Origin of the sequence: Kitasatospora sp. NPDC051164 (assembly GCF_044455625.1) — a bacterium.
In the GTDB taxonomy this organism is placed as follows: domain Bacteria; phylum Actinomycetota; class Actinomycetes; order Streptomycetales; family Streptomycetaceae; genus Kitasatospora.
In genome coordinates, this window is record NZ_JBITFB010000045.1 from 1 (window position 1) to 24,304 (window position 24,304).

Here is a 24,304-nt window from a genome sequence, read left to right on the forward strand (position 1 = left end):
CCATCGGCACCCTCGAAGCAGGCAAGCTCGCCGACCTCGTCGTGGTCGACTCCGAGAGCCTCGACCTGGTCGCCGTGATGCGCCGCGGCCGCTGGATCCTCGGCGGCGAGAGGTTCTCCACCGTCAAGCCCGCCTGAGCGACGCCGACGGCCGCCCTCCCCCGACGGGGACGGGCGGCCGTGGTGTGTCCTGCGGAAGGCCGGATCAGCCGTTGGGCTCGATGGTGATCTGGTCGATCAGGATGGGCCCGGAGGGCGCCGTGAAGGTGACCGAGTTCGCCCCGGCCTGGAACTGCGGGAGTATCCAGGTGGTGAACCAGTTCGACGACGGGTCCTTGCTGCCGGGCGCCCAGTTCTTGTACCCCAGCCCGCTCGGCCAGTCCTTGCCGTTCACCGAGGCCGCGCCCTGCACGAGCGCACCGGTGTTGTTGTAGCGCACGGTCAGCTTGTACGTCCCGGCCGTGGCGACCTCGCCGTTCCAGGTCACCGAGCCGCCCTGCTGGAGCGTCAGGTAGTTGCCGTCCGCCGACTTGGCACCCTTGACGCTGTTGCCGGACGGCGCGTTCTGCCCCTGCAGCTGGCTCGCGTCCACGGTCGACGGGCCGGAGACGACGGTGGCGCTCGCCGAGGGGGAGCCGCTCGCGGTCGAGGCGGTCGGCCCCGGGGTGGTGGGGCCCGGCGGGGCGGTGGTGGCGGTGCCGCCCTTGGCGGTCTTGTCGCCGTCCGGGTCGCCCGTGGAGAGCGCTATCCCGGCGCCGATCGCGATGGCCGCGACCACCGCGACCGCGCCGATCACCGCGCCCTTGCTCCGGCCGCTGCTCGGCCGCTCGTCCCCCGGCTGCGGCCGGGAGTGCTCGGCGTAGCGGGTCTGCTGGGTGGGCGCGGCGCCGTACTCGGGCTGCTGCGGCACGCCGGGCTGACCGTACGGGGCCTGCGGCTGACCGCCCGGGTACCCCTGCTGCGGCATACCCGGCTGGCCGTACGGCTGCTGCTGTTGCTGCTGCGCTCGGGGCGGGTAGCCGTAGCCGTACTGTGCGCGCCCGACCTCCATCGGGCGGTTGTACGACGTCCGGGGAACCCCCTGCTGCGGCTCGGCCGGCTGCCCGGTGGAGCCGTCGGCCGGGCGGTAGAGGTAGCCGAACGGGTCGTCGTCCTGCGGGGCACCGCCCCCCTGGCCCTCGGGCACTCCGTTGCTGCCGGTCGTCACGGTGGTCTGTTCCCCCATCCGGGTGCGCGCCGCCGGGCTGCGGCGCAGATCATGGACGCTGTCGTACCGGGCACCCTACCTGCCGTACCTGACAGCGGGAAAAGAACCCTTGACAACTCGCGGGTAACCCGGCACCCGGGCCGCGCGCGACCGGCGCCAACCGCGTGCGGTCTCAGCCCGCACGCCGGTGCGAACGCTCGCCGCGCGCCCCGCGCACCGCCCCGCCGCGGGCGCGCTTCTCGTCGTACATCCGCTCGTCGGCGGTGTGCAGCACCTCCTCGATGCTCATCCCGCAGCCGGCCCAGCCGATCCCGAGACTCACCCCCACCCGCATCGCCCGCCCGTCGATCCGCATCGGCGGGATGATCGCGTTGCGCAGCCGGTGGGCGAGGTCCTTGCCCTCCTCCCGGCCGATGCCGTCGGCCAGCACCACGAACTCGTCGCCGCCGAGCCGGGCCACCGTGTCGCCGTCCCGGACGGCCTGGCTCAGCCGCCGGGCGACCTCGACCAGAACCGCGTCGCCCGCGTTGTGGCCGAACCGGTCGTTGATCGACTTGAAGCCGTCCAGGTCGCAGAAGAGCACCGCGAGGCCCTTGTCGGACGCGGCTGCGCCGCCGGAGCGGAACGGGGCGGACCAGACGTCGCCGCCCGGCCCGTGGTCGGCCGGGACCACCGCGTGCACGTGCTCCCCGTAGCCCGGGCCGAGGCCGGGCGGCAGGCCGCCCTCGGGCAGCCCGTAGCCGTGCACCGCCGCGGCGTACGGGTCCGCGCCCTCCAGCCCGTCGTGGGCCGCGTGCGCGCTGTAGGAGTCGGCCGGGTAGCCGTACGGCGGCGGGTAGGCCGCCTCGGCCGGGCCGGCGGCGGCGCCGACCGGCTGCGGCTGGGAGCAGAGCCGGCGGGCCAGCCGGGCCTTGAGCTCGGCGCCGTTGGGCAGGCCGGTGAGCGCGTCGTGGCTGGCCCGGTGGGCGAGCTGGAACTCGTGCCGCTTGCGGTCCTCGATGTCCTCGACGTGGGTGAGCAGGAAGCTGGGCCCCTCGGCCGCGTCCGCCACGATCGAGTTGCGCAGGCAGACCCACTGGTAGCCGCCGTCGCGCCGGGACAGCCGCAGTTCCGCCCGGCCGCTCTCGGCGCTGGTGCGCTCCAGCAGGGCACGGTCGTCGGGGTGGACGAGGTCGGCGAAGCTCTGCTGGCGCAGCACCGCGCGGGGGCGGCCGAGTAGCCGGCAGAGCGCGTCGTTGACCCGGGTCAGCTGGCCGCGCCCGGCGCCGTGCAGTTCGGTGATGGCCATCCCGCTGGGCGCGTACTCGAAGGCCTGGCGGAAGCTCTCCTCGCTGGCCCGCAGCGCCTGCTGCTCCTTCTCCAGGCGGGCCAGGGCGCGCTGCATCTCGGCCCGCAGCCGGGCGTTGCCGATCGCGATCGAGGCCTGCAGCGAGAACATCTCCAGGGCCTCGCGGGTCCAGGCCCCGGGCCGCTTGCCGCTGCGCGGGCGGTCCACCGAGAGGACGCCGAGCAGGTCGCCGCCGGCGCTGTACATCGGGGCGAGCAGCCCGTCGGCGGGGTGCCAGTCGTTGGCGTACACGGGCAGCGGACTGTCCCCGATCCAGCGCGGGATGTCGCTGGCGACGGCCCAGCCGCGGTCGTACGGCAGGAAGCGCAGGGTGCCCCAGTGGTCGCTGACGCCGAGCAGCCGGTCCCAGGACTCCCGGGAGCCGACCTGGCCGAGCAGCACGGAGGGGCCGCCCATCGGGCTCTCCTCCAGCTCCCAGACGGCCGCCACCACGAGGTCGCCGTCCGGGCGGACCAGGCTGACCGCGGCGGCGTCGAAGCCGAGCCCGTGCACCGCGCCCTCGACGACGGCCTGCAGCGTGCCCGCGAGGCTGCGGGCAGCGTTGAGGTCCGCCACGACCCGGTGCAAGGTGCGGAGGGTCGCGAGACGGACGTACGGCTCCGACTCGGCTTCCATGCGGGGGCTCCCCGGCTGCTTCGGATAGTTCTTGATTGGTTATCGTCCGATTGCCAGAAGAACTGAATCACAGGGAGCACAGCGTTCGGCACGCTCGGTCAGCAATAGGCCGCCACTTGTGACTTAAATCACACGACACTAATGCGCCCTTAATCAGTTCATCCGCCCCATAGCTGGACATCAAGCGCTATCGGAACATTTCCTCTGGTCGACCGCATCGGCCGCCGACTGAAGCCGACTGCATCCGGCGGTCCGCCCGCTTCACTCCTGAGGGTGAGTCCGGATCGCGGCCGCAACTCCGCCGGTGCGTCGCCGGTCCTACGACCAAGGCCCGATGCCGTTTCCCGCGGGTGACGACTACCGTGCGGTACGTGCACCCGTCCCCGCAGCCCGAAGCTGCCCCCCACGCCACGCCCGACGAGTTCCGGGCAGCACTTTCCCAGCTCGCCGCCGGCGTGAGCCTGGTGACCGTCCACGACCCGGAGGACGGCGAGGACATCGGCATGACCGCCACGTCCTTCCTCTCCGTGTCGCTGGAGCCGCCGCTGGTGCTGATCTCGGTCCGCGAGGACTCCCGAATGGACGAGGTGCTCTCCCGGATCGACACCTGGGCGGTTTCGGTACTGACCGAGGGACAGAGGACGATCGGCTCGCGCTTCGCCATGAAGGGCCGGCTCAGCGACCGGCTGCTGTTCGCGGACACCGCGCACCACCGCGGCCCGCGCACCGGCGCCCCGCTGGTCGAGGGCGCGTTGGCCACCGTCGAGTGCCGCACCGAACAGCGGATACCCGCGGGCGACCACACCCTGCTGCTCGGCCGCGTCCTGGAGGCCGTGGTGCCCGACCCCGGCGGCCGTCCGCTGCTCTACTTCCACGGCGGCTACCGCACCCTGGGCTGAGCTGCCGGCTCCTCGCCACCCCGGGCGGAGCCACTCGCCACCCTGGAGCGGCGCTACTCGCCGCCCCGCGGCGCCCGGCGGCCCTGCTTCACCTCGGAGCGCTGACGCTTGTTGGACAGCCGACGCTCGACCATCCCCCGGCTCGGCTTCGTCGCCCGCCGGGACTTCGGCGGCGGCGCACACGCCTCGGTCAGCAGCGCCGACAGCCGGGCCGCGGCCGCCTCCCGGTTGCGCCACTGCGAGCGGAACTCCGAGGCCTGGACCACCAGCACCCGCCCGTCCACCAGCCGCCCGGCCAGCCGCTCCAGGGCACGCTCGCGCCACACCTCGGGCAGCGCCCGGGTGGAGGCCAGGTCGAAGCGCAGCTCGACCTTGGAGTCGGAGGTGTTGACGTGCTGGCCACCGGGGCCGGAGGAACGCGAGAAGCGCCAGACGAGTTCGGTGTCGGGGACGACCACCGACCCCCGTACGCGGATGGGCTCGGGCATGCGCCCATCATCCCGCGCCCGGCCCGCCCGGTCACGCAGTTATTCGCCCCCTCGCCTCCGGGACGGGGCGGCCGACGTGGGCGGGGGCCGCTCGGGGCGGGGTGGGCCGGTTACCGCCACGTGCCCGGACCCCCGACAATGGCGTACGTGATCGAGCTCGGCTACTCCCTCTCCAACCGCTTCCCCGACCCCCCGCAGACGGACTACCGCACCGCGTCCGTGCACGCCCTGCGGTACGACCTGTTCTGCGGCGACGTCTACCTGGACGCCGAGGGCGCCGAGCTGTCCACCGCCTGGGGCTGGGTACCGGTGCTCGACTTCGCCTGGGCGCTGTGCGACATCGCCGAGGAGCTGGACCGCGACCCGGACGGCAGCCGGGCCGCCCGGGTGCAGACCGCCGACCTCGACTTCACCCAGAACACCGAGCTGCTGCGCTTCGCCCGCCGCTTCAACTGGGTCGAGGTCACCGCGACCTGGCTGCCGGACGAGCCGCCGGCCGTGATCCGCCACAGCGACCTGCGGCGCGAGGCCCGGGACTTCCTCCAGGACACCCTCGCGGACCTGTTCGACATGCACCCCGACCTGGCCGACAACCCGAACGTCTGGTCGCTGCAGGGCCGGTTCCGCCGGATCTGATGCCTCTCTTTGCCCGGTCTTTGCCCCGGCATTCGCGCCCACGAAGAATTCACTGACCCTACGGAACCAAGCCGCCCCGGTATTGCGTTGTCCCGGGGAAATGCGCAAAGCGAAAGCGCAAGCGAACGAAGGGACAGCAATCGCCATGCCAGTGAGCCTCTCCAAGGGTGGCAACGTCTCGCTGACCAAGGAGGCCCCCGGCCTGTCCGCGGTCACCGTCGGCCTGGGCTGGGACGTCCGCACCACGACCGGCGCCGAATTCGACCTGGACGCCAGCGCGATCGTCCTGGACGCGGACGGCAAGGTGCTGTCCAACGCCCACTTCGTCTTCTTCAACAACACCAGCACGCCGGACAACACCGTCGTGCACACCGGTGACAACCGCACCGGCGAGGGCGCCGGCGACGACGAGTCGATCAACGTCAACCTGGCCGGCCTGCCCGCCGAGGCCGTCAAGATCACCTTCCCGGTCACCATCTACGACGGCACCGCCCGCGGCCAGAGCTTCGGCCAGGTCCGCAACGCCTACATCCGCGTGGTGAACGCCGCCGGCGGCGCCGAGATCGCCCGCTACGACCTCTCCGAGGACGCCGCCACCGAGACCGCGATGATCTTCGGCGAGCTCTACCGCAACGGCGCCGAGTGGAAGTTCCGCGCCGTCGGCCAGGGCTACGCCTCCGGCCTGGCGGGCATCGCCCAGGACTTCGGCGTCCAGATCTGACGCACCCCGCACAGATCTGACGCACCCCCCTGACAGATCTGCCGCACCCTGACAACGCCGCGGCGCGGGAAGTCGGTCCGTCCGACTTCCCGCGCCGCGGCTTTCGTCCACCCGTCTCAGCGCGAGGCGCGCAGCTCCGGCAGCTGGATCAGCTCGGTCTCGTCCTCCGGCGTCAGGTCCACCACGGTCGGCGCGCCCTGCTGCGACACGTTCTGCTGCGGCCGCTCGGCCTGCTGCGGCGCCCGCGCGTCGTCCCGCGCCACGGCCGGCTCCGCCGCCAGGGCCTCGGCCCGGGCCTTCGCGGCCACCGCCTCGTCACCCACCACGTCCGCCAGGTCGGTCCGCTCCCCCAGCTCGGCGACGCTGCCCACCGCCGGCGCCGGGGCCGTCGGGGCCGCCGGGCGGGCCGACGCACCCGCGCCGCGCCCGAAGAAGCTGAACACCTGCCCGCGCGCCTGCCCGGACTGCGCCGGCCGCGGCCGTTGCCGCTCCGCCGGTGCGGGCGCAGCGGCCCGGACGGCCGGCGTCCCGCCGAGCTGACCGACCGTCGCCGTCAGCGCCGGGCGCACCGGGGCGGGCCGCACCGGCGGCTGGGCCTCCGCGGACCGGGCCTCCGGCGCCGGGGCCGGCGCGGGCACCGCGGGCGCCACCGGGGCGGGCACGGCCACCGGCACGGGCGCCGGCGCGGCCTGGGCGGCCGGGGCGGTACGCGCCCGCAGCGCGACCGCCGCGCCCGCCGTACGCGCCCGCCGTGCCTCCTGCTCCGCCGCACGGCGCTCCAGCAGCCGCAGCACGGCCGCCGCCCGCACGTACGCGGCCGGACTGGCCGGATACTTGGGACGGCTCGCGGCGAGGGCCCGCTGGGCCGCCTCGGCCTCCTTGAGCGCCTGCTCGGCCACCGTGACGGCCCGCTCCCGCAGCAGCCGGGCGATCTCGGTCTCGGCCTTCGCCAGCCGCGACTTCTCCGCTGTCAGCCGCCGCCCGAACCGGGTGGCCCGCTCCTCGGCGACCTCCGCCGCGTACTCGGCCTCTGCCAGCTGCTCCTCGAACCGCTCCTCGGCCCGCATCCGCTGCGCCGCGGACATCTCGGCGGCCGCCCGGGCCGCCTTGTCCCGCTGGCGCAGCAGCAGCGCGAAGCCGAGCGTCGCGATCAGCGCCGCGATGCCCACCGAGCGCACCAGGATGGTGTCCTGACTGAAGAGCAGAGCAGCCAGAGCGGCTACCAGCAGTACGCCGGCGGCGGTGGGGGGAAAGACCCGGCCGAGGACCGAGGAATGACGGTGGCGTCCGCGAGACATGCCAAGAAACTAGCGTGCGAATTGGGGCCCTGTCAGCCCAGGGTCCCCTTCTGCCCTTGACAGGGGGCGGTTTTTACCGCACGTGCCCGGATTCTCACTCAAGATCACGAGGAAGGCCCTACTCAACGGTGGGACGCCGCCGGGCCGCTCGGACCGTCGTGGTTCTCCGGCAACTTGCAGACGTGCTGGACCCAGAGCGCCGCGGCGATCACCGCGGCCCCCGCCAGCACCGCGAACCCGGCCGTGACGGCCTGATCCTTGCGGGCCGACACGTCCAGTTCCCCCAGCAGGTAGATCCCGGCGCCCGCGTAGATGCCGGTGACCACCGCGGAGACCAGGGCACTGGCCTGCCCCAGCACGAGCGCCCGGGCCGCGAGCAGCGGGTCGACGCCCTTTGCGCCGTGCTGCCGCTCGCGCACCGCCTTCAGCCGGGACCGCAGCGACAGCGCGGTCGCCAGCAGGATCACCGCCACCGCCGCCAGCACCACCGGCGCCGCACCCGGCACCGCCGGCAGCGTGCCCAGGGAGGCCCACAGCTTGGAGCCGGCCCAGGACAGTGCCGTCGTGGCGGCGGTGATGCCGATCAGCAGGCGGAGGCGAAGCAGCTTCACTCGGAGGAGGTCCTTCCCGGGGTACCAGAGCCGGCCGCCCGCCCGGTGACCCGACGCGGCGGCGCCAGGCCACCGTACCGGGCCCAGCCGGGCGGACACCCGCGCGAACAGCGGACACCTACTGGTACGGCCGGGCCCCCGATCGAGTTCCGCTGTTGCTCGCCGACTCGCCCGCTCGCCTCCGAGACGCTCCGACCCGGCGCCGACGGTCGTCGCTCCAAGGCCCTCGTCCCTCGGGCCCCCTCGCTTCTCCCTTTCGACACCGGCGCGCCCCTTCGGCTCGGGGCGGGGAACTCGCCCGCTCGCCTCCGAGACGCTCCGGGCTCGGGTGGCCCCGAGGCCTACTCCGGCAGCGTCAGCCGGATGTCCTCGCGGCGCTTGACGCCCTGCGCGTCCGGGCCGCCGAGGCCCGCCAGCAGCGCGTCGACCCGCCCGTGCCCGGGCAGCTCGGCCTCCGGCTGCGCGTCCAGCCAGGGGGCGAGCACGAAGGCCCGCTCGTGCGAGCGCGGGTGCGGCAGCAGCAGCTGGGGGTCGTCGCTGAGCTCGCCCTCGTAGGCCAGGATGTCGACGTCCAGGGTGCGGGGGCCCCAGTGGACGGTCCGCACCCGCCCGAAGGCGTCCTCGATCGCGTTGCCGCGCTCCAGCAGGTCCCGCGGGGGAAGCGAGGTGCGTAGCACGACGACCGCGTTGTAGTAGTTGGGCTGCTCCTCGGGGCCCCCGACGGCCTCGGTCTCGTAGACCGCCGAGACGGCCTTGATCCGCAGCCCCGGGGTGTCGGCGAGCGCGTCGACGGCGCCCTGCAGGGTGTCCAGCCGGTTGCCCAGGTTGCTGCCGAGCGCGATCACCGCGCAGCGCTGGCTGTGCAGGGTGGTGTCGGCGGAGTCCACCCGGCTCTCCAGGTCGAACGCGTTCGGCGTGGCGGTCGGGTCGCTGGTGCTCATCGATAGTCCTCTACATCGAGTGCCGGGCGCGCAGCGGCAGTCATGCGCGGCCCCGGTGGATGGTCACGGTCACGTCGTCGAACGGCACGGTGATCGGGGCGTCCGGCTTGTGCACGGTGACCTCGACCTCCTCGACCGCTTCGTGCTTGAGGCACTGGTCGGCGATGCGCTGGGCCAGGGTCTCGATCAGGTCGACCGGTTCCCCGGCGATGATCGCGGTGACCTCCTCGGCCACGATGCCGTAGTGCGCCGTGCGGGTGAGGTCGTCTCCGGACGCGGCGGGGCGGGTGTCCAGGTACAGCACGAGGTCGACCACGAAGGTCTGGCCCTCGACGCGCTCGCGCTCGAAGACGCCGTGGTGGCCCCGGGCACGCAGCCCCCGCAGGGTGACGCGGTCCAGCAAACGAATCACTGCTCCCAGTCGGACGGGCCCCGCCCGGAGAAAGGCATGGACAGGCAGGGCGAAGGCAGGCAGCACGCCCGCCACTCCGTTTCGAATCTACCCGCGAGCACGGACAACGCCTGACCGTCCTACCCGGCGCGAAACGACGCCACGCGCACCGGAATGGCGATTGACGTGAACGTTCGGTGACCGCTCGGGAATTCCCGGGCGGTGTCCCGCCACGACATTTCCGCAGCCGCCGGAATCAGTCCTCGTCGTCCTCGTCACCGCTGGTCAGAACGGGTGAACCGTGGTGCGACCAGAGCTTCCACCCGGCCGGGGTACGGCGGAACAGATTCGTCGACACGACCTTTCCGCCGACCAGCGGTCCGAGCTCGCCCTCCTCCTCCGCCTCGCCGCCGGACAGAATGTTCTCGGTGCACGTGACAAGGGCCACATCACCGTGGACCTCGGCCTCGACATCGGTCAGGAAGAACTGGATGTACTCCGTGTTCATCATGATCAACATGTACGAACGGGTCACCTGCGCCCGGCCGCGCAGCACCGGCCAGCCGGGGTGCACACAGACCACCCCGCCCTTGTCGTCGGCATCCGCGGCGCCCAGCCAGGCCTCCTCGACCGCCTCCAGGTCCCCCCGTTCCAGCGCCTCGTAGAGCCTTCGGTTCGCCGCCAGCACGGCCTCCAGGTCCGCCTCGCGGGCCCGCCCGGCCGTTCCGCCGCTCAACCTGCCGTCACCTGTCACAGACCCTCCCTCACCCCAGCCGCGCCGCGCGCTGCCAGGCCGCGACCACCCGGACGGCGTCCGCCGTGCCGGACACGTCGTGCACCCGCACCGCCCAGGCTCCGGCCTGGGCCGACAGCACCGACACCGCGGCCGTCGCGTCGTCGCGCTCCCGGGCCGGGCGCAGTTCCCCGGTTGCCGGGTCGGCGAGCAGCGTACCCAGGAACCGCTTGCGCGAAGCGGCCACGAGGACGGGACGGCCGAGCGCGGTGAGCGCGTCGAGCCGGCCGAGCAGCGCCCAGTTGTGCTCGGCGGTCTTGGCGAAGCCGAGCCCCGGGTCGAGGATCAGCTGGTCCTCCTTGACCCCGGCCGCCAGCAGCGCGTCCACCCGGCCGGCCAGCTCGGCGACCACGTCCCGCACCACGTCGCCGTAGACGGCCAGCCGGTTCATGTCGGCGGACTGCCCGCGCCAGTGCATCACCACGAAGGGCGCGCCGGTCTCGGCGACCACCCGGGCCATCGCCGGGTCGGCCAGCCCGCCGGAGACGTCGTTGACGATCGCGGCACCGGCCTCGACGGCCCGCTCGGCGACCGAGGCGCGCATGGTGTCGACGGAGACCATCACCCCGGCGTCGGCGAGCTCGCGCACCACCGGGATCACCCGGCGCAGCTCCTCCTCCTCGGGCACCCGCTGCGAGCCCGGCCGGGTGGACTCTCCGCCGACGTCCACCAGGTCCGCGCCGCGGGCCCGCAGGGCGAGCCCGTGGGCGATCGCCTTGGCGGGGTCGTGCCAGAGCCCGCCGTCCGAGAAGGAGTCGGGCGTGACGTTGATCACGCCCATCACGGCGCAGCGCTCGAGTCGCGGCAGACCGGCCGGAAGCGAGAAGGACGGCGAATTGCTCATGCCCCCCATTATCGAACAGGGCCGTTGTCGCACGAGGCCCCCGCCGGGGATTCCCGGCGGGGGCCTCGTGCGGCGGTCTCGGCGCCCTCAGGCGGCCTGCGTGGTGCCTCAGGCGGCCTCGGTGACCCCGCGGGTCGACGGGACCGGCATCAGGCCCTCGCGCTGGCGCTTGCGGCCGAAGCGCGGCATGCCGAGGGTGATGAAGGCCTCCGCCTGCATCGCTGCGAAGCCGATCCGCGGCAGGTCCCGGGTGTTCGGGAAGACCAGGAAGCGCGGCTCCCACTCGGGCTGGAACTTGGCGTTGAACTTGTACAGCGACTCGATCTGGAACCAGCGCGACAGGAACACCAGCAGTCCGCGCCAGGCGCGCAGCACCGGGCCGGCGCCGATCCGCTCGCCGCGGGCCAGCGCCGAGCGGAACATCGCGAAGTTGAGCGACACGCGGCGGACGCCCATCGCGGGCACCGCCTGCAGCGCGGCGACGATCAGCAGCTCGTTCAGGCCCGGGTCGGCGGCGCGGTCGCGGCGCATCAGCTCCAGCGAGATGCCGTCCGGCCCCCAGGGCACGAAGTGCAGCACGGCCTTCAGGTCGTCGCCGCTCTCGCCCTCCTCGGGGTCCTTGTGGGCGGTGACCACCACGCAGTCGTCGTCCAGCGGGTCGCCGAAGCGGCCCAGCGCCATCGAGAAGCCGCGCTCGGTGTCCGTGCCGCGCCAGCGGGCGGCGGCGTCGGCGATCCGGTACTTCTCCTCCGCGGTGAGGTCGGAGACCCGGCGCACCTTGCAGGAGTAGCCGTTGCGCTCGATGCGCTTGACCATCTGGCGGACGTTGCGCATGGCCCGGCCGGCGAGCGAGAAGGTGGCGGTGTCGACGATCGCCTCGTCGCCCAGCTCCAGCGCGTCCAGGCCCGCCTCGCGGGTCCAGACCTCGCCGCCGACCTCGCTGCAGCCCATCACGGCGGGCACCCAGGCGTGCTCGCGGGCCTCGGCCATGAACACCTTGATCGCGCCCGGCCAGGCCTCGACGTCGCCGACCGGGTCGCCGGAGGCGAGCATCACGCCGGAGACCACCCGGTAGGAGATCGCGGCCTTGCCGGTGGGGGAGAACAGCACGCTCTTGTCGCGGCGCAGCGCGAAGTAGCCGAGCGAGTCGCGCTCGCCGTGCCGCGCCAGCAGCTCGCGGACCTTCTCCTCGTCCTCCGCGGTGAGCTCGGGCTTCGGCTTGCCCGGGCGCAGCGCCAGGTAGGCCGTGGTGAAGGCGGTCAGCAGCCCGAGCCCGCCGAGCAGGTAGGCGACCAGGTCGGACATCCGGATGTTGGTGTAGCGGATCGGGCCCTCGAAGCCGAACAGCCCGTACCCGACGTGCTGAAGGCGCTCGATCAGGCCCGGGTGGCCGATCTCGTACTTGGTCCGGGTGCTCACGATCAGCAGGCCGAGCAGCACGCTGAGGACGCCCATGACGACCAGGTTGACCACCGCCCGCCAGCGGGTGCGCGGGTCGGCCTTGGCGTAGAACTCGCGCTGGTGGACCAGCATCACGGCGAGGACGACCAGCGAGACGACCGCCGGGCCGACCTGGTGCCAGCGCACGATGTGCAGCGCGGCGCTGAGCGGCAGCAGCACGCAGACCACCCGCCAGGCCCGCCGCTTGCGCCGGCGCAGCGCGTGGGCGAGCGGCACCAGCAGGATGCCGACCATCAGCGTGCCGACCGCGGCCAGGCTGGTGGTGCCGCCCGGCAGCTGCCCGGCGAAGGAGTGCATCTTGGTGTGCCTGAGCTTGGGGAACACCGCGCTGGCGATGTTGACCAGCCCGATCAGCAGACAGGCGTAGCCGACCGCCCCCGGGAGCCAGGCCCTCGGAACAGCGGCCGCCTGGGAACGCAGCGTCTGCAGGCCACGGCGACGGCGCGGCGGCTGCTCGGGGCTCGGCTCAACGGACACGGGAACGCTCATGGAAGCTCAGCGTAGAGGCTGCGGGGCGGTGTCCGGTCCCTCCGGGGGAGGACGCGTGATGGACCTTCATGCCTATTCCTTCATCAGGCAATGCGCATACCAAGGACCCGGAAACGGTCGGTAAACCGGGGCCGTGGACGCGCTGCGGGTTGAGCCGGCGGTGGGAGCCGGGGGGCCGCCGCAGCGTGGCACGGCAGGACCCTCCGGGACGCGATACGTACGGTGGACGCCGCATTCTAGGGCGCCGGTTGCCTGCGACTCCCCCCGCCCTTCCGGCTCCGGCCCGGGCGTCCGGACAGCCTAGCTGCGGTGGCCCGACCTGACGGACCGCCAGACGATGAAGCCTGCCCGACAGTGTCCCACCGGAAGGCCGACCACATGGAACTGACCAGCGACGCGCTGGTGAACTCGCTGCTCGCACTCGGCGCAGCGGCCCTGGTCACCACCCTGTGGATCTGGCCCCGGCTGGCACGGCAGCGCCCGCTTCCGGTGCTCGGCCGGCTCGGCCTGCTGACAGTCGTTCAAGCCTCGATCGTGGCCGTGCTCGCGCTGTCGGTGAACAACTCCTTCGGGTTCTACACGTCCTGGAACGACCTGCTCGGCCACAGCGGCGCCAAGCTCGCGCTGACCAGTAACGAGAACCACCAGGGCGGCACCCCGGTCGCCGACGCGCTGATCCAGCCCACCAACGAGGGCGGCCTGGAGACCGTCACCAACCTGCCGAAGGGCACGCCCGAGGAGGTCGGCAAGATCGAGTCGGTCCAGGTCAGCGGCAAGGAGACGGGTTTCTCCGACCAGATGTTCGTCTACCTGCCGCCCGAGTACTTCGACCCGAAGTTCGCCCTGGTCCGCTTCCCCGTCCTGCTGGCCATCGCCGGCTACCCGGGCACGGCGCTGAACCTGGTCAAGGACCTGTCCCTCCCCCAGACCGCGTACGAGCTGCAGCGCTCCGGCAAGATGCCGCCGACCGTCCTGGTGATGGTCCGCCCGGGGGTGGTCCCGTCCCGGGACACCGAGTGCGTGGACGTCCCCGGCGGGCCGCGCACCGAGTCCTGGTTCGCCAAGGACGTGCCCGAGGCCGTCCTCGGCACCTACCGGGTCGGCCGCACGGCCGGCTCCTGGGCCACCTTCGGCTACTCCACCGGGGGCAGCTGCGCGCTGCGCCTGGCGATGCGCTTCCCGAACGTCTTCGGCAGCGCGACCAGCCTGCACGGCGACTTCACCGTGCGCCAGGACGGCTACACCGGCGGCGACCTCTTCAACGGCGACAAGGCGCTGACCCAGCAGCACGACCTCGGCTGGCGGCTGCAGAACCTGCCGGTGCCGACGCTCAACCTGCTGGTCGTCTCCACCCGCAAGGAGTCGGACTATCCGCAGACCGTCCAGTTCGTCGACCAGGCCACCCAGGTCGCGGCGGCCAACCCGCAGTTCAAGGTCGAGTCGCTCTACCTGGACGACGGCGGGCACAACGTCGACAGCTGGATCAAGGAGCTGCCGGCCTCGCTCGAATGGCTGGGCACGCACCTCGGCTAACGCGTGGGAGTGATTACCCGCCGGTCGGCCCGGTCGGCCCGCGGCTCGGGGGAACGTATCGCGGCCGTCCGCCCGCCGCTCCCGGCGGGCGCCGCCCCGGATCCGCACAGGAGGCGCCGTGCTGAGCACCCGCTCGCTCTTCAACGAGATCTACCGGAACGACCAGGCGTACCAGCTGTTCTGCAGTATCGCGGCCGGCGGCGAGGACCAGGGCGGCTGGGAGAACGAGCGGATCACCGCGCTCACCCGGGATCCGGTCCTCGCCCCGAAGGTCGCCCGGCACGGCGCCGACGAGCGCAAGCACGGCCGGATCTTCACCCGGCTGCTGACCAAGCGCGGCCTGCCCAAGGTGGCGGTCCCAGAGGAGGCCGACTACTGCATGCTGCTGGAGCGCCAGGGCATCGGCCTCTCCCACGAACGGCTGAACAGCGACGTCCCGCTGACCGACCGCGAGATCATCACCTACCTCGCGCACAGCCGGGTCACCGAGCAGCGCGCCGCCGAGCAGATGCGCCAGCTGGTCAAGGTGTACGGGGACAACCCCGAGCTCGGCCGGGCGATGCGGATGATCTCCGCCGACGAGGACAACCACCTCGCGTACTGCCACGAGGAGCTGCTGCGGCTGCGGGCCGAGGGCCACGGCCCGTACATCCGGCACACCCTGGAGACCAGCGCCCGGGGCGAGATCCGCACCCACCGGGACGTCGGCCTCGCGGTCACCGCCCGGATGGCCCGGATCCTGCGCTGGCCGCGCTGGCAGCTGGCCCTGGTCACCCTCGGGGTGCACGCGCTCTACCTGTACGACCGCGCCTACGGCTGGCGCCGGATGGTCACGCTACGGATGCCCGAGCGCCGCAACGCACTGGGCACCCCGGCTCCGCAGCACGCGGAGCACGAGGTGCCCTGAGTCGTTTCGCTACCGACCGATGCCCCTGCCGGCCGATGGCCCTATCGACAGATGCCCCTATCGACCGATGATGAGGCTCATCGCCTCGGCCCGGGTGGCCGGGTCGCGCAGCTGGCCGCGCACGCACGAGGTGATGGTCTTGGCGCCGGGCTTGCGGATGCCGCGCATCGACATGCACATGTGCTCGCACTCGATCACCACGATCGCCCCGCGCGGCTCCAGGATCCGCATCAGCGCGTCGGCCACCTGGCTGGTCAACCGTTCCTGCACCTGCGGCCGGCGGGCGTAGACGTCGACCAGCCGAGCGAGCTTGGACAGCCCGGTGATCTTGCCGCTCGGGGACGGGATGTACCCGACGTGCGCCACACCGCGGAACGGCACCAGGTGGTGCTCGCAGACCGAGGTCAGCTCGATGTCCTTGACCAGCACCATCTCGTCGTGGCCGAGGTCGAAGGTGGTGGTAAGGACGTCCTCGGGCTCCTGCCAGAGGCCCGCGAATATCTCCTTGTAGGCACGCGCCACCCGGGCCGGGGTCTCCAGCAGGCCTTCGCGGTCCGGGTCCTCCCCCACGGCCAGCAGCAGCTCGCGGATGGCGTTCTCGGCCCGCTTCTGGTCGAAGGTCCCGACGGCGGGCGGACCGTCGAGCGTCACCGGGTCGATCATGCGGGCCTCGCTTACATATGGGAAGACTCTGGCTGAACAGCACGGATGCCGCGCCTCCAGGGTACAAACCCTGGTGACGCGGCATCCATTCCCTTCCCTACGGGACCGGGATCAGCTCTCGGCCGACGGCTCGGCGGCCGGCAGCGGCGGAAGCTTCACGACGTCCACCGGAGCGGTGTCCCCCACGGCGGCGGCGGCACCGTTGGTGAGCGCCAGCTCCTTCGGGGACTGCACCGGCGGCCGGGTGGACGGCGTGCGGCGGGTGGAACCCGTCCAGGCCGGCCGGGCCGGGCGCTTGACGATCGGCGCGAAGATCTCGGCGATCTGCTCCTTGTTCAGGGTCTCCTTCTCGAGGAGCTCCAGCACCAGGTTGTCGAGCACGTCGCGGTTCTCGACCAGGATCTCCCAGGCCTCGTTGTGCGCGCTCTCGATGAGCTTCTTGACCTCTTCGTCGACCAGCGCGGCGACCTCTTCCGAGTAGTCGCGCTGGTGGCCCATCTCACGGCCCAGGAACGGCTCCGCGTTGTCGGAGCCGAACTTGATCGCGCCCAGACGCTCGGTCATGCCGTACTGGGTGACCATGGCCCGCGCCGTGGCGGTGGCCTTCTCGATGTCGTTCGAGGCGCCGGTGGTCGGGTCGTGGAAGACCAGCTCCTCCGCCGCGCGCCCGCCCAGCATGTAGGCCAGCTGGTCGAGCATCTCGTTGCGGGTGGTGGAGTACTTGTCCTCCTCCGGCAGCACCATGGTGTAGCCGAGGGCCCGGCCGCGGGACAGGATGGTGATCTTGTGCACCGGGTCGCTGTACTGGCAGGCCGCCGCGACCAGGGCGTGACCGCCCTCGTGGTACGCGGTGATCTTCTTCTCCTTGTCGGACATGATCCGCGTGCGCTTCTGCGGACCCGCCACGACGCGGTCGATCGCCTCGTCCAGGATGTTGTTGTCGATCAGCTTCTTGTCCGAGCGGGCGGTCAGCAGCGCCGCCTCGTTGAGGACGTTCGACAGGTCGGCGCCGGTGAAGCCGGGGGTGCGCTTGGCGACGGCCGACAGGTCGACGTCGGGCGCGATCGGCTTGCCCTTCTGGTGCACCTTGAGGATGTCCAGCCGGCCCTGGAGGTCGGGACGCTCCACCGCGATCTGGCGGTCGAAGCGGCCCGGGCGCAGCAGCGCCGGGTCCAGGATGTCGGGGCGGTTGGTCGCAGCGATCAGGATCACGCCGCCCTTGACGTCGAAGCCGTCCATCTCGACCAGCAGCTGGTTGAGGGTCTGCTCGCGCTCGTCGTGGCCGCCGCCGAGGCCCGCACCGCGGTGCCGGCCGACGGCGTCGATCTCGTCGACGAAGACGATCGCCGGGGCGTTCGCCTTGGCCTGCTCGAAGAGGTCGCGGACGCGGCTGGCGCCGACACCCACGAACATCTCGACGAAGTCCGAGCCGGAGATGGAGTAGAACGGCACCCCGGCCTCGCCCGCGACGGCACGCGCCAGCAGGGTCTTGCCGGTACCGGGCGGGCCGTAGAGCAGCACACCCTTGGGGATCTTGGCGCCGACGGCCTGGAACTTGGCCGGCTCCTGCAGGAACTCCTTGATCTCGTGGAGCTCCTCGACCGCCTCGTCGGCGCCCGCGACGTCGGAGAAGGTGGTCTTCGGGGTGTCCTTGGTGAGCAGCTTGGCCTTGGACTTGCCGAACTGCATGACGCGGGAGCCGCCGCCCTGCATCTGGTTCATCAGGAACAGGAAGACCAGGACGATGATCACGATCGGCAGCATCGACAGCAGCAGGCTGACGAAGGTGCTCTGCTTCTCCGGGCTGACGGTGTAGCCCTCGGCGAGCGTGCTCGAGTCCTTGTCGTTGATCTGGGCCTGCAGCTTGTCGGCGATCGCGACACCCTGGTCGCCGATGTACGAGGCCTGGAACTTGGTACCGGACGGGGTCTTGCCCGTACCGGCGTTGGGCAGCGTTGCGCCGTCCTTCAGCTGGATCTTGATCGTGTTCGAGTCACCGGTGGTGATCTGCGCCGACTTGACGTTGTGCGCGTCGATCGCTGCGACGACCTGACCGGTGTCCACCGTCTTGTAGCCGTTCGAGTCCGAAACGACCTGCATCAACACGATGACGGCGAGGACGGCCAGCACGATCCACATGATCGGCGCACGGAAGTATCGCTTGACGTCCATCCATGCGGGGCGTTGCCGCCCCGTCCCTCCTGCCACTCAACGGCGCCGCGTGGCTGTGGGCCGCCGGCGCATCCGAATTGGTGCTCATGTGAAGAGCGGTTTAATGGACCGTACCGCAGTCGGACCCACCCATGGCGGGAGCACGGCGACACGGCTGTTGTTCTTTGTCCCCCCGGTCCAACGGGCGGGAACGGCCTACTGTTCCCGCCCATAGCCCGAACGGCGCTCTCAGCCGCCGTAGACGTGCGGAGCGAGGGTGCCGATGAAGGGGAGGTTACGCAGCTTCTCCGCGTAGTCCAGGCCGTAGCCGACCACGAACTCGTTGGGAATGTCGAAGCCGACGTACTTCACGTCGATCTCGACCTTGGCCGCGTCCGGCTTGCGCAGCAGGGTGCAGACCTCGAGCGAGGCCGGGCCGCGCGAACCCAGGTTGCCCAGCAGCCAGGACAGCGTCAGGCCGGAGTCGATGATGTCCTCGACGATCAGGACGTCACGGCCGGCGATGTCGGTGTCCAGGTCCTTCAGGATCCGCACCACGCCGGAGGACTTGGTGCCCATCCCGTAGGACGAGACGGCCATCCAGTCCATGGTGACCTGCGAGTGCAGGGCCCGGGCCAGGTCGGCCATGACCATCACGGCACCCTTGAGGACGCCGACGATCAGCAGATCCTTGCCTGCGTAGTCCCGGTCGATACGCTCTGCCAGCTCGAGGAGCTTGGCATCGATCTCGTCCTTGCTGATGAGCACCTTCGCGAGGTCAGCGCCCATGTCGTTCTGGTCCACCGGGGATACGTCCTCAAACGTTCGGGGTCTGTGTGGCCGGCGGCCGGCTGCCCCGAGGCATGCCCAGCCCGTCAGTCGCCCTGCCGCCGAAAGACCAGCGTGCCACACCTGCGGGTGGCCTCGACGCCCCCGGGTAGGTGCAGCGGCCCCTGGCCGCGCCATCCGGTGACCAGCAGGTCGATCGTCTCAAGGTGCCGGGCGAACAGGTCCCCGGCCGGACAGCCCGCGCGCAGCGCGGCCCGGCGCAGCACCCGACGGCGCACGGCCGACGGCAGTTCGGCCAGTTTCACGGCGTCCAGGGCGCCCTCGCCCGTACGGAGGTCGCGTTCCGCCAAAGAGGCCCACTGGTCGAGGGCGTCGGCGTCGTCGCGGAACAGCCGGGCGGTACGGGCCAGCGCCTCGACCACGCCGCCGCCCAGGTGCTTCTCCAGCACCGGCAGCACCTCGTGGCGGACCCGGGAGCGGGTGTAGGCGGGATCACAGTTGTGCGGGTCGTCCCAGACCGGGATCGACTGGGCGGAACAGGCCTGTCGGGTGGCAGCCCGGTCCAGTTCCAGCAGCGGACGGCGGTAGCGGCCCTTCTGGGCCGGCATCCCGGCCAGCGAACGGGCGCCCGAACCGCGGGCCAGGCCCAGCAGCACGGTCTCGGCCTGGTCGTCCCGGGTGTGGCCGAGCAACACGGCGATGGCGCCGTGGCGCTCGGCGGCCTCGTCCAGGGCCGCGTAGCGGGCGTCCCGGGCGGCCGCCTCCGGGCCGCCGGCGCGGCCGACGCGCACCGGGACCGCCTCGACCGGGTCTAGGCCGAGCGAGCGCAGCCGGTCGGCCACCTGGTCGGCGCGCTCGGCGGAGCCGGGCTGCAGGCCGTGGTCGACGGTGACCGCGCCGACCCGCAGGCCGATCTTGGGGGCCTCGAAGGCGGCGGCGATGGCCAGCGCCATCGAGTCCGCGCCGCCGCTGACGGCGACCAGGACCAGCGGCGAACCGGGCGCGGCCGGGGTGCGGGGCAGTCCGGACGGGTGGCGCGCGGCATTGCCGATCAGGGTGGTGCCGACGGCGGCACCCACCAGCGGCGCACCGGCGGGGCGCTCGCGGGGCTGGCGCACCGGCGCGGTGAAGGTGGAACCGGCCTCGGCGGCGAGGTCGGAGAGCGTGCGGCGAACGGCCAGGCGTATCGCGGCGACGGCGGGGTGAGGGCCCACGGCGGACGACTCCTCGACAGGGGGGACAGGACTGCGGCGGGCGGCGGGAACCGCACACCATCTGTGATCGCCCTGTTACCGGGCGCTCACAGATGGTGGCAGAAAGGAGCGACCCGCTACGCCACCCGCGCCACCGGTACGACCACCGTCCCACGTTCGGGTGAATGAAGAAACGCTTCTTCACTCGCCATTTGCCCGATTGGACCACTCGTACGAGCGGGTTTGACCGCCGCGCGCCGCTTGCCGCCCGGCTCGCGGCGCGTCCGCGTCACGCTGCGGCCGCTCAGCGGGCCACCCGCGCCACCCACGCGGCCAGGTCGTGGATCTCCTCCTTGGTCGGCAGGGTGTTCGGGGAGGTCCACACCCGGTTGAACCCCTCCATGCCGACCTGCTCCACCACCCCGCGCACGAACACCGCGCCGTCCTGGTACTGGCGCAGCTTGGCGTCCATGCCCAGCAGCCGGCGCAGCAGCAGGTCCAGGCGGTTCGCACCGCGGTCCCGGCGCTGCTGGAACTTCTCCCGGATCTCCGCGACCGTCGGCACCACGGCCGGGCCCACGCCGTCCATCACCACGTCCGCGTGGCCCTCCAGCAGCGACATCACGGCCGTCAACCGGCCGAGGATCTCGCGCTGCGCGGGCGACTGGACGATCTCCAGCAGATTCGACGAGGACGAACCCTCCCGGCCGCCGACACCCGGCAGCCCGCCGAGCGAACCCGCCGCCTCCCGCAACCGGTCCAGCAGCGCCCCCGGGTCGACGTCCGTCTCCGCGAGGAAGGCCTGCACCTCGGACTGGATGTGGTCACGCAGCCACGGCACCGCCGTGAACTGCGTCCGGTGCGTCTCCTCGTGCAGACAGACCCAGAGCCGGAAGTCGGACGGATCGACGTCCAGCTCCCGCTCGACGTGCACGATGTTCGGCGCCACCAGTAGCAGCCGGCCCGGCCCGGGACCCTCCGGCCCCAGCCGCGGCTTGTCGAACAACGCCGCCGGACTGTCCGGCGCCTCCAGCGAAGGCTCCGCCGGGGCGAAGGTCTCGTACTGGCCCAGCACCTTGGTCGCCAGGAACGCCAGCAGCGCCCCGACCTCGATGCCGGTCGCCTTCTCCCCCACCGTGCCGAGCATCCCGGCCGCCGCGCTGTTCGCCCGGCGCGCCTGCAACTTCTCCACCAGCGGCTGGACCACCGTACGGAAGCCCGCCACATTGGCCCGCACCCATCCGGGGCGGTCCACCACCAGCACCGGCGTCGCCGCGGCCTGGGCCAGGCTCGACGACCGCATGCCGGTGAACGCCCGTACGTGCTCCTCCGCCGCCAAGGCGTGCCGGCGCAGCTCGGCGACCACCGCCGCCGCCTCCGCCCGGCTCACCTCCGGCCCCGGCCGGACCAGCCTGGTCGCAGTTGCGACCGCGAGGTTCCAGTCGACCATGTCAGCACCGCCACTCGCGCTCGTCATGCCCTCACCGTACGTGCTCCCCCCCACCAACGGCAGCCACCCGCACGGAACACCTCTCCCCCGGCATCCCGCGAAACGACCTCCCCGCACCGGCCCCGACCCCACCGGCACCCCGCGACACGGCTTCCCCACATCGGCGCCGTCCACACCGGCACCCCAACTCCGCTGCGGCCGGGGACCCGTGGCGCTCCAGCGGCAGCCGCGGATGCCGGGCCGGCCCACGGCGGCGGCGGGGACGGCCGGGTCAGTGGCAGCCGCAGCCGGCGAGGCGGGCGGCGATGCGGTCCATGGCGGCGCGGGCGGTGTCGGCGGGGGCGGGGGTGCGGGTCATGACGGCGAAGACGAGGAGGCGGCCGTCGGCGTCGACGACGGTGCCGGCGAGGGTGTTGACGCCGCTGAGGGTGCCGGTCTTGGCACGGATCAGGCCGGCCGCGTCGGCGGCGCCGGAGCCGGCGCCGTAGCGCTTGCCGAGGGTGCCGGTGAAGCCGGCGACCGGGAGGCCGGTGAGGACCGGGCGCAGGGCGGGGTGCTGCTCGGAGGCGGCCAGGCAGAGGAGGCGGACCAGGACGGCGGGCGGGATCGCATTGCCCGGGTGCAGGCCGCTGCCGTCGTTGAGGACCACGTCACCCGTCGGCACGCCGAGCCGGGTGAGCTCCTGGGCGACGGCGGCGGCCGCCCCCTCGAAGCTGGCCGGCTGGTGGGCGGCGAGGGCGGCCTGGCGGGCGACCGCCTCGGCGAGCTGGTTGTCGGAGGTGGTCAGCAGGCGCTCGACCAGCCGGTCGATCGTGGGCGAGTCGACCCGGCCGAGGACGGGCGCGTCGGCGGCGGCCGGGGCGGCGGCGGGCGTGGCCTTGCCCTCCACGGTGACGCCCTGGGCCTTGAGCAGGGCGGCGAAGGCCTCGGCGGCCGCGCCGGCCGGGTCGGCGACGCGGTTCGGCGCGTCGTCCCGGCTCTTCGGGTCCACCTTGGCCTCGTCCAGCATCAGCGGGACGACCAGGGCGATGTTCTGCCCGTCGTGGTTCCTGTGCCGCGGGTCGCCCGCGTACATCGACAGGTCGTAGTCCAGCTTGACCGTGGTGGTACCGGCGGCCGCGAGGGCGGCGGCGGTCTGCCGGGCCAGGGCGTCCAGGGAGGCGGGGGCGGTGTCGGCGTCGGCGGGCTGTCCGCCGATCTGCACCTGGTCGGCGGGCAGCGCGGTGAGCGTCGGGTCGCCGCCGCCGACCAGGGTGATCGTGCCCGGGTCGGCGCCGCGGACCACTCTGGTGCTCAGCCGGGTGTCGCCGGGGATCAGGGACAGGGCCGCGATCGAGGTGGCCAGTTTGGTGGTGGAGGCGGGGGTGGCCGGGGTGTTCTCCCCGGAGCCGTACAGGAGTCGGCCGACGGCGGCGTCCGCGACGGCGAAGGTGACATCGCCGAGGTTGCGGTCGGCGAGAGCGGCGACGAGGGCCTGCTGGAGGCCCTGGGTGGTGGGAACGGCGGCTTCCGGGCCGTCCTCGGCGGCGGCCAGGACGGCGCCCGGCGCGGGGACCGGGCGTGCGGCGGGCGAGTCGCTGCCGCCGGTGGCGGTCGGGGCGGCGGCGGACGGCCCGGACCGGCGGGTGGGCGTGGCGTTCGGGCTGTCACCCGGCTTGGGCGTGGCGCCGCCCTTCCCGTGGTCGTCCTTCTTGGCGTCGTGGCCGTCCCGGCCGCCGTCGCGGTCGTCGCCCTCGCCGTGCCCGGTGCTGTGCCCGCCCGGGGTCGGGGTTGGCTGCGCATACGCACCATCCGGGGTCAGCACCGTTCCGGCGACCAGCAGCGCCACGCCGAGCAGCCCCGCGGCCGTTCCCCTGCGGCGGCGAGCCGCCCCTCCCCCAGCTCCCACCGACCGGCCCCTTTCCGAAGCACTCACTCCCGTAGGAGACACTTGGATTCTGTCAGTCCCTACCTTGGAGGAACCGTTGGAGTTCGACGTCCTTATCGAAATCCCTAAGGGCTCTCGTAACAAGTACGAGGTCGACCACGAGACCGGTCGTCTGCGGCTCGACCGGATGCTCTTCACCTCGACCCGCTACCCGGCCGACTACGGCTACGTCGAGGGCACGCTCGGCGAGGACGGCGACCCGCTGGACGCCCTGGTCATCCTGGACGAGCCGACCTTCCCGGGCTGCCTCATCAAGTGCCGCGCCATCGGCATGTTCCACATGACCGACGAGGCCGGCGGCGACGACAAGCTGCTCTGCGTCCCCGCGACCGACCCGCGCTGGGAGCACCTGCGCGACATCCACCACGTGTCGGAGTTCGACCGCCTGGAGATCCAGCACTTCTTCGAGGTCTACAAGGACCTGGAGCCCGGCAAGTCCGTCGAGGGCGCCGACTGGGTCGGCCGCGCCGAGGCCGAGGCCGAGGTCACCGCTTCGATCAAGCGCCTGGCGGAGCAGGGCGGCCACTGAGCCGTCGTTCCGATCTCGTTCGATCAGGGTGGTTCGAGGTAGGTCGGGACAGCCTGGGGCCGGGGTTCGCGGATTCGTCCGCGGGCCCCGGCCTCTGTCGTGCGGCGGTCCCTTCGTGCAGCGACCTCTGTCGTGCAGCCGGTCAGTCCTCCAGCCGGAAGCCGAGCTTGATGCAGACCTGGTAGTGCTTGATCCGGCCGTCCTCCAGATGCCCCCGGACCTGCGACACCTCGAACCAGTCGAGGTTGCGCAGCGTCCGGGCCGCCCGCTCCACCCCGTTGCGGATCGCGGCGTCGACGCTCTCGGTCGAGGACCCGACGATCTCGGTCACCCGGTACACATGGTCGGTCATGGCGGACTCCCTCAGCTGTGCGACGGCCCCCGGTCCACCGTGCACCGCCCCCGCGCCGACCGCACCCCG

Annotated in this window: 23 protein-coding genes; 6 read left to right on the top strand and 17 right to left on the bottom strand. The window is 72.5% G+C overall.

Annotated features, from left to right (window positions below; all coding sequences use genetic code 11):
• Nucleotides 1–204: 204 nt before the first annotated feature.
• On the bottom strand, nt 205–1,206 hold the full coding sequence (locus ACIBEC_RS41705; RefSeq protein ID WP_360506770.1) for a hypothetical protein: 1,002 nt from the start codon (nt 1,204–1,206) through the stop codon (nt 205–207).
• A 172-nt stretch (nt 1,207–1,378) separates the two neighbouring features.
• A complete protein-coding gene (locus ACIBEC_RS41710) occupies nt 1,379–3,169 on the bottom strand; it encodes a diguanylate cyclase domain-containing protein (protein ID WP_360506772.1) in 1,791 nt (596 codons plus the stop codon).
• A 371-nt stretch (nt 3,170–3,540) separates the two neighbouring features.
• Between ACIBEC_RS41710 and ACIBEC_RS41715 the strand changes: the two genes are divergently transcribed.
• Nucleotides 3,541–4,068, top strand: coding sequence for a flavin reductase family protein (locus ACIBEC_RS41715; RefSeq protein WP_360506774.1), 528 nt, complete (start codon nt 3,541–3,543; stop codon nt 4,066–4,068).
• Between the two features lie 53 nt (nt 4,069–4,121).
• Here the strand turns inward: ACIBEC_RS41715 and arfB are convergent, their stop codons facing one another.
• Nucleotides 4,122–4,556 (bottom strand): alternative ribosome rescue aminoacyl-tRNA hydrolase ArfB, encoded by a 435-nt coding sequence (arfB, locus tag ACIBEC_RS41720; protein WP_360506777.1) that lies wholly within the window; start codon nt 4,554–4,556, stop codon nt 4,122–4,124.
• A 138-nt stretch (nt 4,557–4,694) separates the two neighbouring features.
• On the opposite strand from arfB, the gene ACIBEC_RS41725 reads away from it, so the two are divergent.
• On the top strand, nt 4,695–5,192 hold the full coding sequence (locus tag ACIBEC_RS41725) for a hypothetical protein (RefSeq protein ID WP_396290297.1): 498 nt from the start codon (nt 4,695–4,697) through the stop codon (nt 5,190–5,192).
• A gap of 145 nt (nt 5,193–5,337) precedes the next feature.
• A complete protein-coding gene (locus tag ACIBEC_RS41730) occupies nt 5,338–5,913 on the top strand; it encodes a TerD family protein (RefSeq protein ID WP_360506782.1) in 576 nt (191 codons plus the stop codon).
• Nucleotides 5,914–6,029: 116 nt separating this feature from the next.
• On the opposite strand, the gene ACIBEC_RS41735 is transcribed toward ACIBEC_RS41730, so the two are convergent.
• The 7 genes from ACIBEC_RS41735 to ACIBEC_RS41765 form a co-directional block, all read right to left on the bottom strand.
• On the bottom strand, nt 6,030–7,211 hold the full coding sequence (locus ACIBEC_RS41735) for a hypothetical protein (protein ID WP_360506785.1): 1,182 nt from the start codon (nt 7,209–7,211) through the stop codon (nt 6,030–6,032).
• A 122-nt stretch (nt 7,212–7,333) separates the two neighbouring features.
• Nucleotides 7,334–7,822 carry a DUF3180 domain-containing protein gene (locus ACIBEC_RS41740; RefSeq protein ID WP_360506788.1) on the bottom strand — a complete coding sequence of 163 codons (489 nt, stop codon included), beginning with the start codon at nt 7,820–7,822 and terminating at the stop codon, nt 7,334–7,336.
• A gap of 341 nt (nt 7,823–8,163) precedes the next feature.
• Nucleotides 8,164–8,763: a 2-amino-4-hydroxy-6-hydroxymethyldihydropteridine diphosphokinase gene (gene folK / locus ACIBEC_RS41745; protein WP_360506791.1), complete on the bottom strand. Its 600-nt coding sequence runs from the start codon at nt 8,761–8,763 to the stop codon at nt 8,164–8,166.
• A 40-nt stretch (nt 8,764–8,803) separates the two neighbouring features.
• Entirely contained in the window at nt 8,804–9,163 is a 360-nt protein-coding gene (gene folB, locus ACIBEC_RS41750) for a dihydroneopterin aldolase (RefSeq protein ID WP_030059580.1), read from the bottom strand.
• A gap of 247 nt (nt 9,164–9,410) precedes the next feature.
• Nucleotides 9,411–9,890, bottom strand: coding sequence for a nuclear transport factor 2 family protein (locus tag ACIBEC_RS41755; protein WP_360506794.1), 480 nt, complete (start codon nt 9,888–9,890; stop codon nt 9,411–9,413).
• Between the two features lie 28 nt (nt 9,891–9,918).
• Complete coding sequence (folP, locus tag ACIBEC_RS41760) at nt 9,919–10,800, bottom strand: dihydropteroate synthase (protein ID WP_360506797.1); 882 nt, start codon at nt 10,798–10,800, stop codon at nt 9,919–9,921.
• A gap of 99 nt (nt 10,801–10,899) precedes the next feature.
• Nucleotides 10,900–12,741, bottom strand: coding sequence for a phosphatidylglycerol lysyltransferase domain-containing protein (locus ACIBEC_RS41765; RefSeq protein WP_360506800.1), 1,842 nt, complete (start codon nt 12,739–12,741; stop codon nt 10,900–10,902).
• Nucleotides 12,742–13,119: 378 nt separating this feature from the next.
• Between ACIBEC_RS41765 and ACIBEC_RS41770 the strand changes: the two genes are divergently transcribed.
• Together ACIBEC_RS41770 and ACIBEC_RS41775 are read left to right on the top strand one after the other, a co-directional pair.
• Nucleotides 13,120–14,274, top strand: a complete 1,155-nt coding sequence (locus ACIBEC_RS41770) for an alpha/beta hydrolase-fold protein (RefSeq protein WP_360506803.1) — start codon at nt 13,120–13,122, stop codon at nt 14,272–14,274.
• Between the two features lie 118 nt (nt 14,275–14,392).
• Nucleotides 14,393–15,181, top strand: coding sequence for a ferritin-like domain-containing protein (locus ACIBEC_RS41775; protein WP_360506806.1), 789 nt, complete (start codon nt 14,393–14,395; stop codon nt 15,179–15,181).
• 57 nt (nt 15,182–15,238) lie between these two features.
• On the opposite strand, the gene folE is transcribed toward ACIBEC_RS41775, so the two are convergent.
• From folE to dacB, 6 genes are all read right to left on the bottom strand, one after another.
• Nucleotides 15,239–15,844 (bottom strand): GTP cyclohydrolase I FolE, encoded by a 606-nt coding sequence (folE, locus tag ACIBEC_RS41780; RefSeq protein ID WP_360506809.1) that lies wholly within the window; start codon nt 15,842–15,844, stop codon nt 15,239–15,241.
• A 111-nt stretch (nt 15,845–15,955) separates the two neighbouring features.
• On the bottom strand, nt 15,956–18,016 hold the full coding sequence (gene ftsH, locus ACIBEC_RS41785) for an ATP-dependent zinc metalloprotease FtsH (RefSeq protein WP_360506812.1): 2,061 nt from the start codon (nt 18,014–18,016) through the stop codon (nt 15,956–15,958).
• 228 nt (nt 18,017–18,244) lie between these two features.
• A complete protein-coding gene (hpt, locus tag ACIBEC_RS41790; RefSeq protein ID WP_030059589.1) occupies nt 18,245–18,799 on the bottom strand; it encodes a hypoxanthine phosphoribosyltransferase in 555 nt (184 codons plus the stop codon).
• 71 nt (nt 18,800–18,870) lie between these two features.
• Complete coding sequence (tilS, locus tag ACIBEC_RS41795) at nt 18,871–19,998, bottom strand: tRNA lysidine(34) synthetase TilS (protein ID WP_360506815.1); 1,128 nt, start codon at nt 19,996–19,998, stop codon at nt 18,871–18,873.
• A 283-nt stretch (nt 19,999–20,281) separates the two neighbouring features.
• Nucleotides 20,282–21,454, bottom strand: a complete 1,173-nt coding sequence (locus ACIBEC_RS41800; protein WP_360506817.1) for a zinc-dependent metalloprotease — start codon at nt 21,452–21,454, stop codon at nt 20,282–20,284.
• A gap of 244 nt (nt 21,455–21,698) precedes the next feature.
• Entirely contained in the window at nt 21,699–23,315 is a 1,617-nt protein-coding gene (dacB, locus tag ACIBEC_RS41805) for a D-alanyl-D-alanine carboxypeptidase/D-alanyl-D-alanine-endopeptidase (RefSeq protein ID WP_360506820.1), read from the bottom strand.
• 76 nt (nt 23,316–23,391) lie between these two features.
• On the opposite strand from dacB, the gene ACIBEC_RS41810 reads away from it, so the two are divergent.
• Nucleotides 23,392–23,883, top strand: a complete 492-nt coding sequence (locus tag ACIBEC_RS41810; RefSeq protein WP_188300447.1) for an inorganic diphosphatase — start codon at nt 23,392–23,394, stop codon at nt 23,881–23,883.
• A gap of 142 nt (nt 23,884–24,025) precedes the next feature.
• Here the strand turns inward: ACIBEC_RS41810 and ACIBEC_RS41815 are convergent, their stop codons facing one another.
• Nucleotides 24,026–24,235, bottom strand: coding sequence for a dodecin (locus ACIBEC_RS41815; RefSeq protein ID WP_360506821.1), 210 nt, complete (start codon nt 24,233–24,235; stop codon nt 24,026–24,028).
• Nucleotides 24,236–24,304 lie beyond the last annotated feature (69 nt).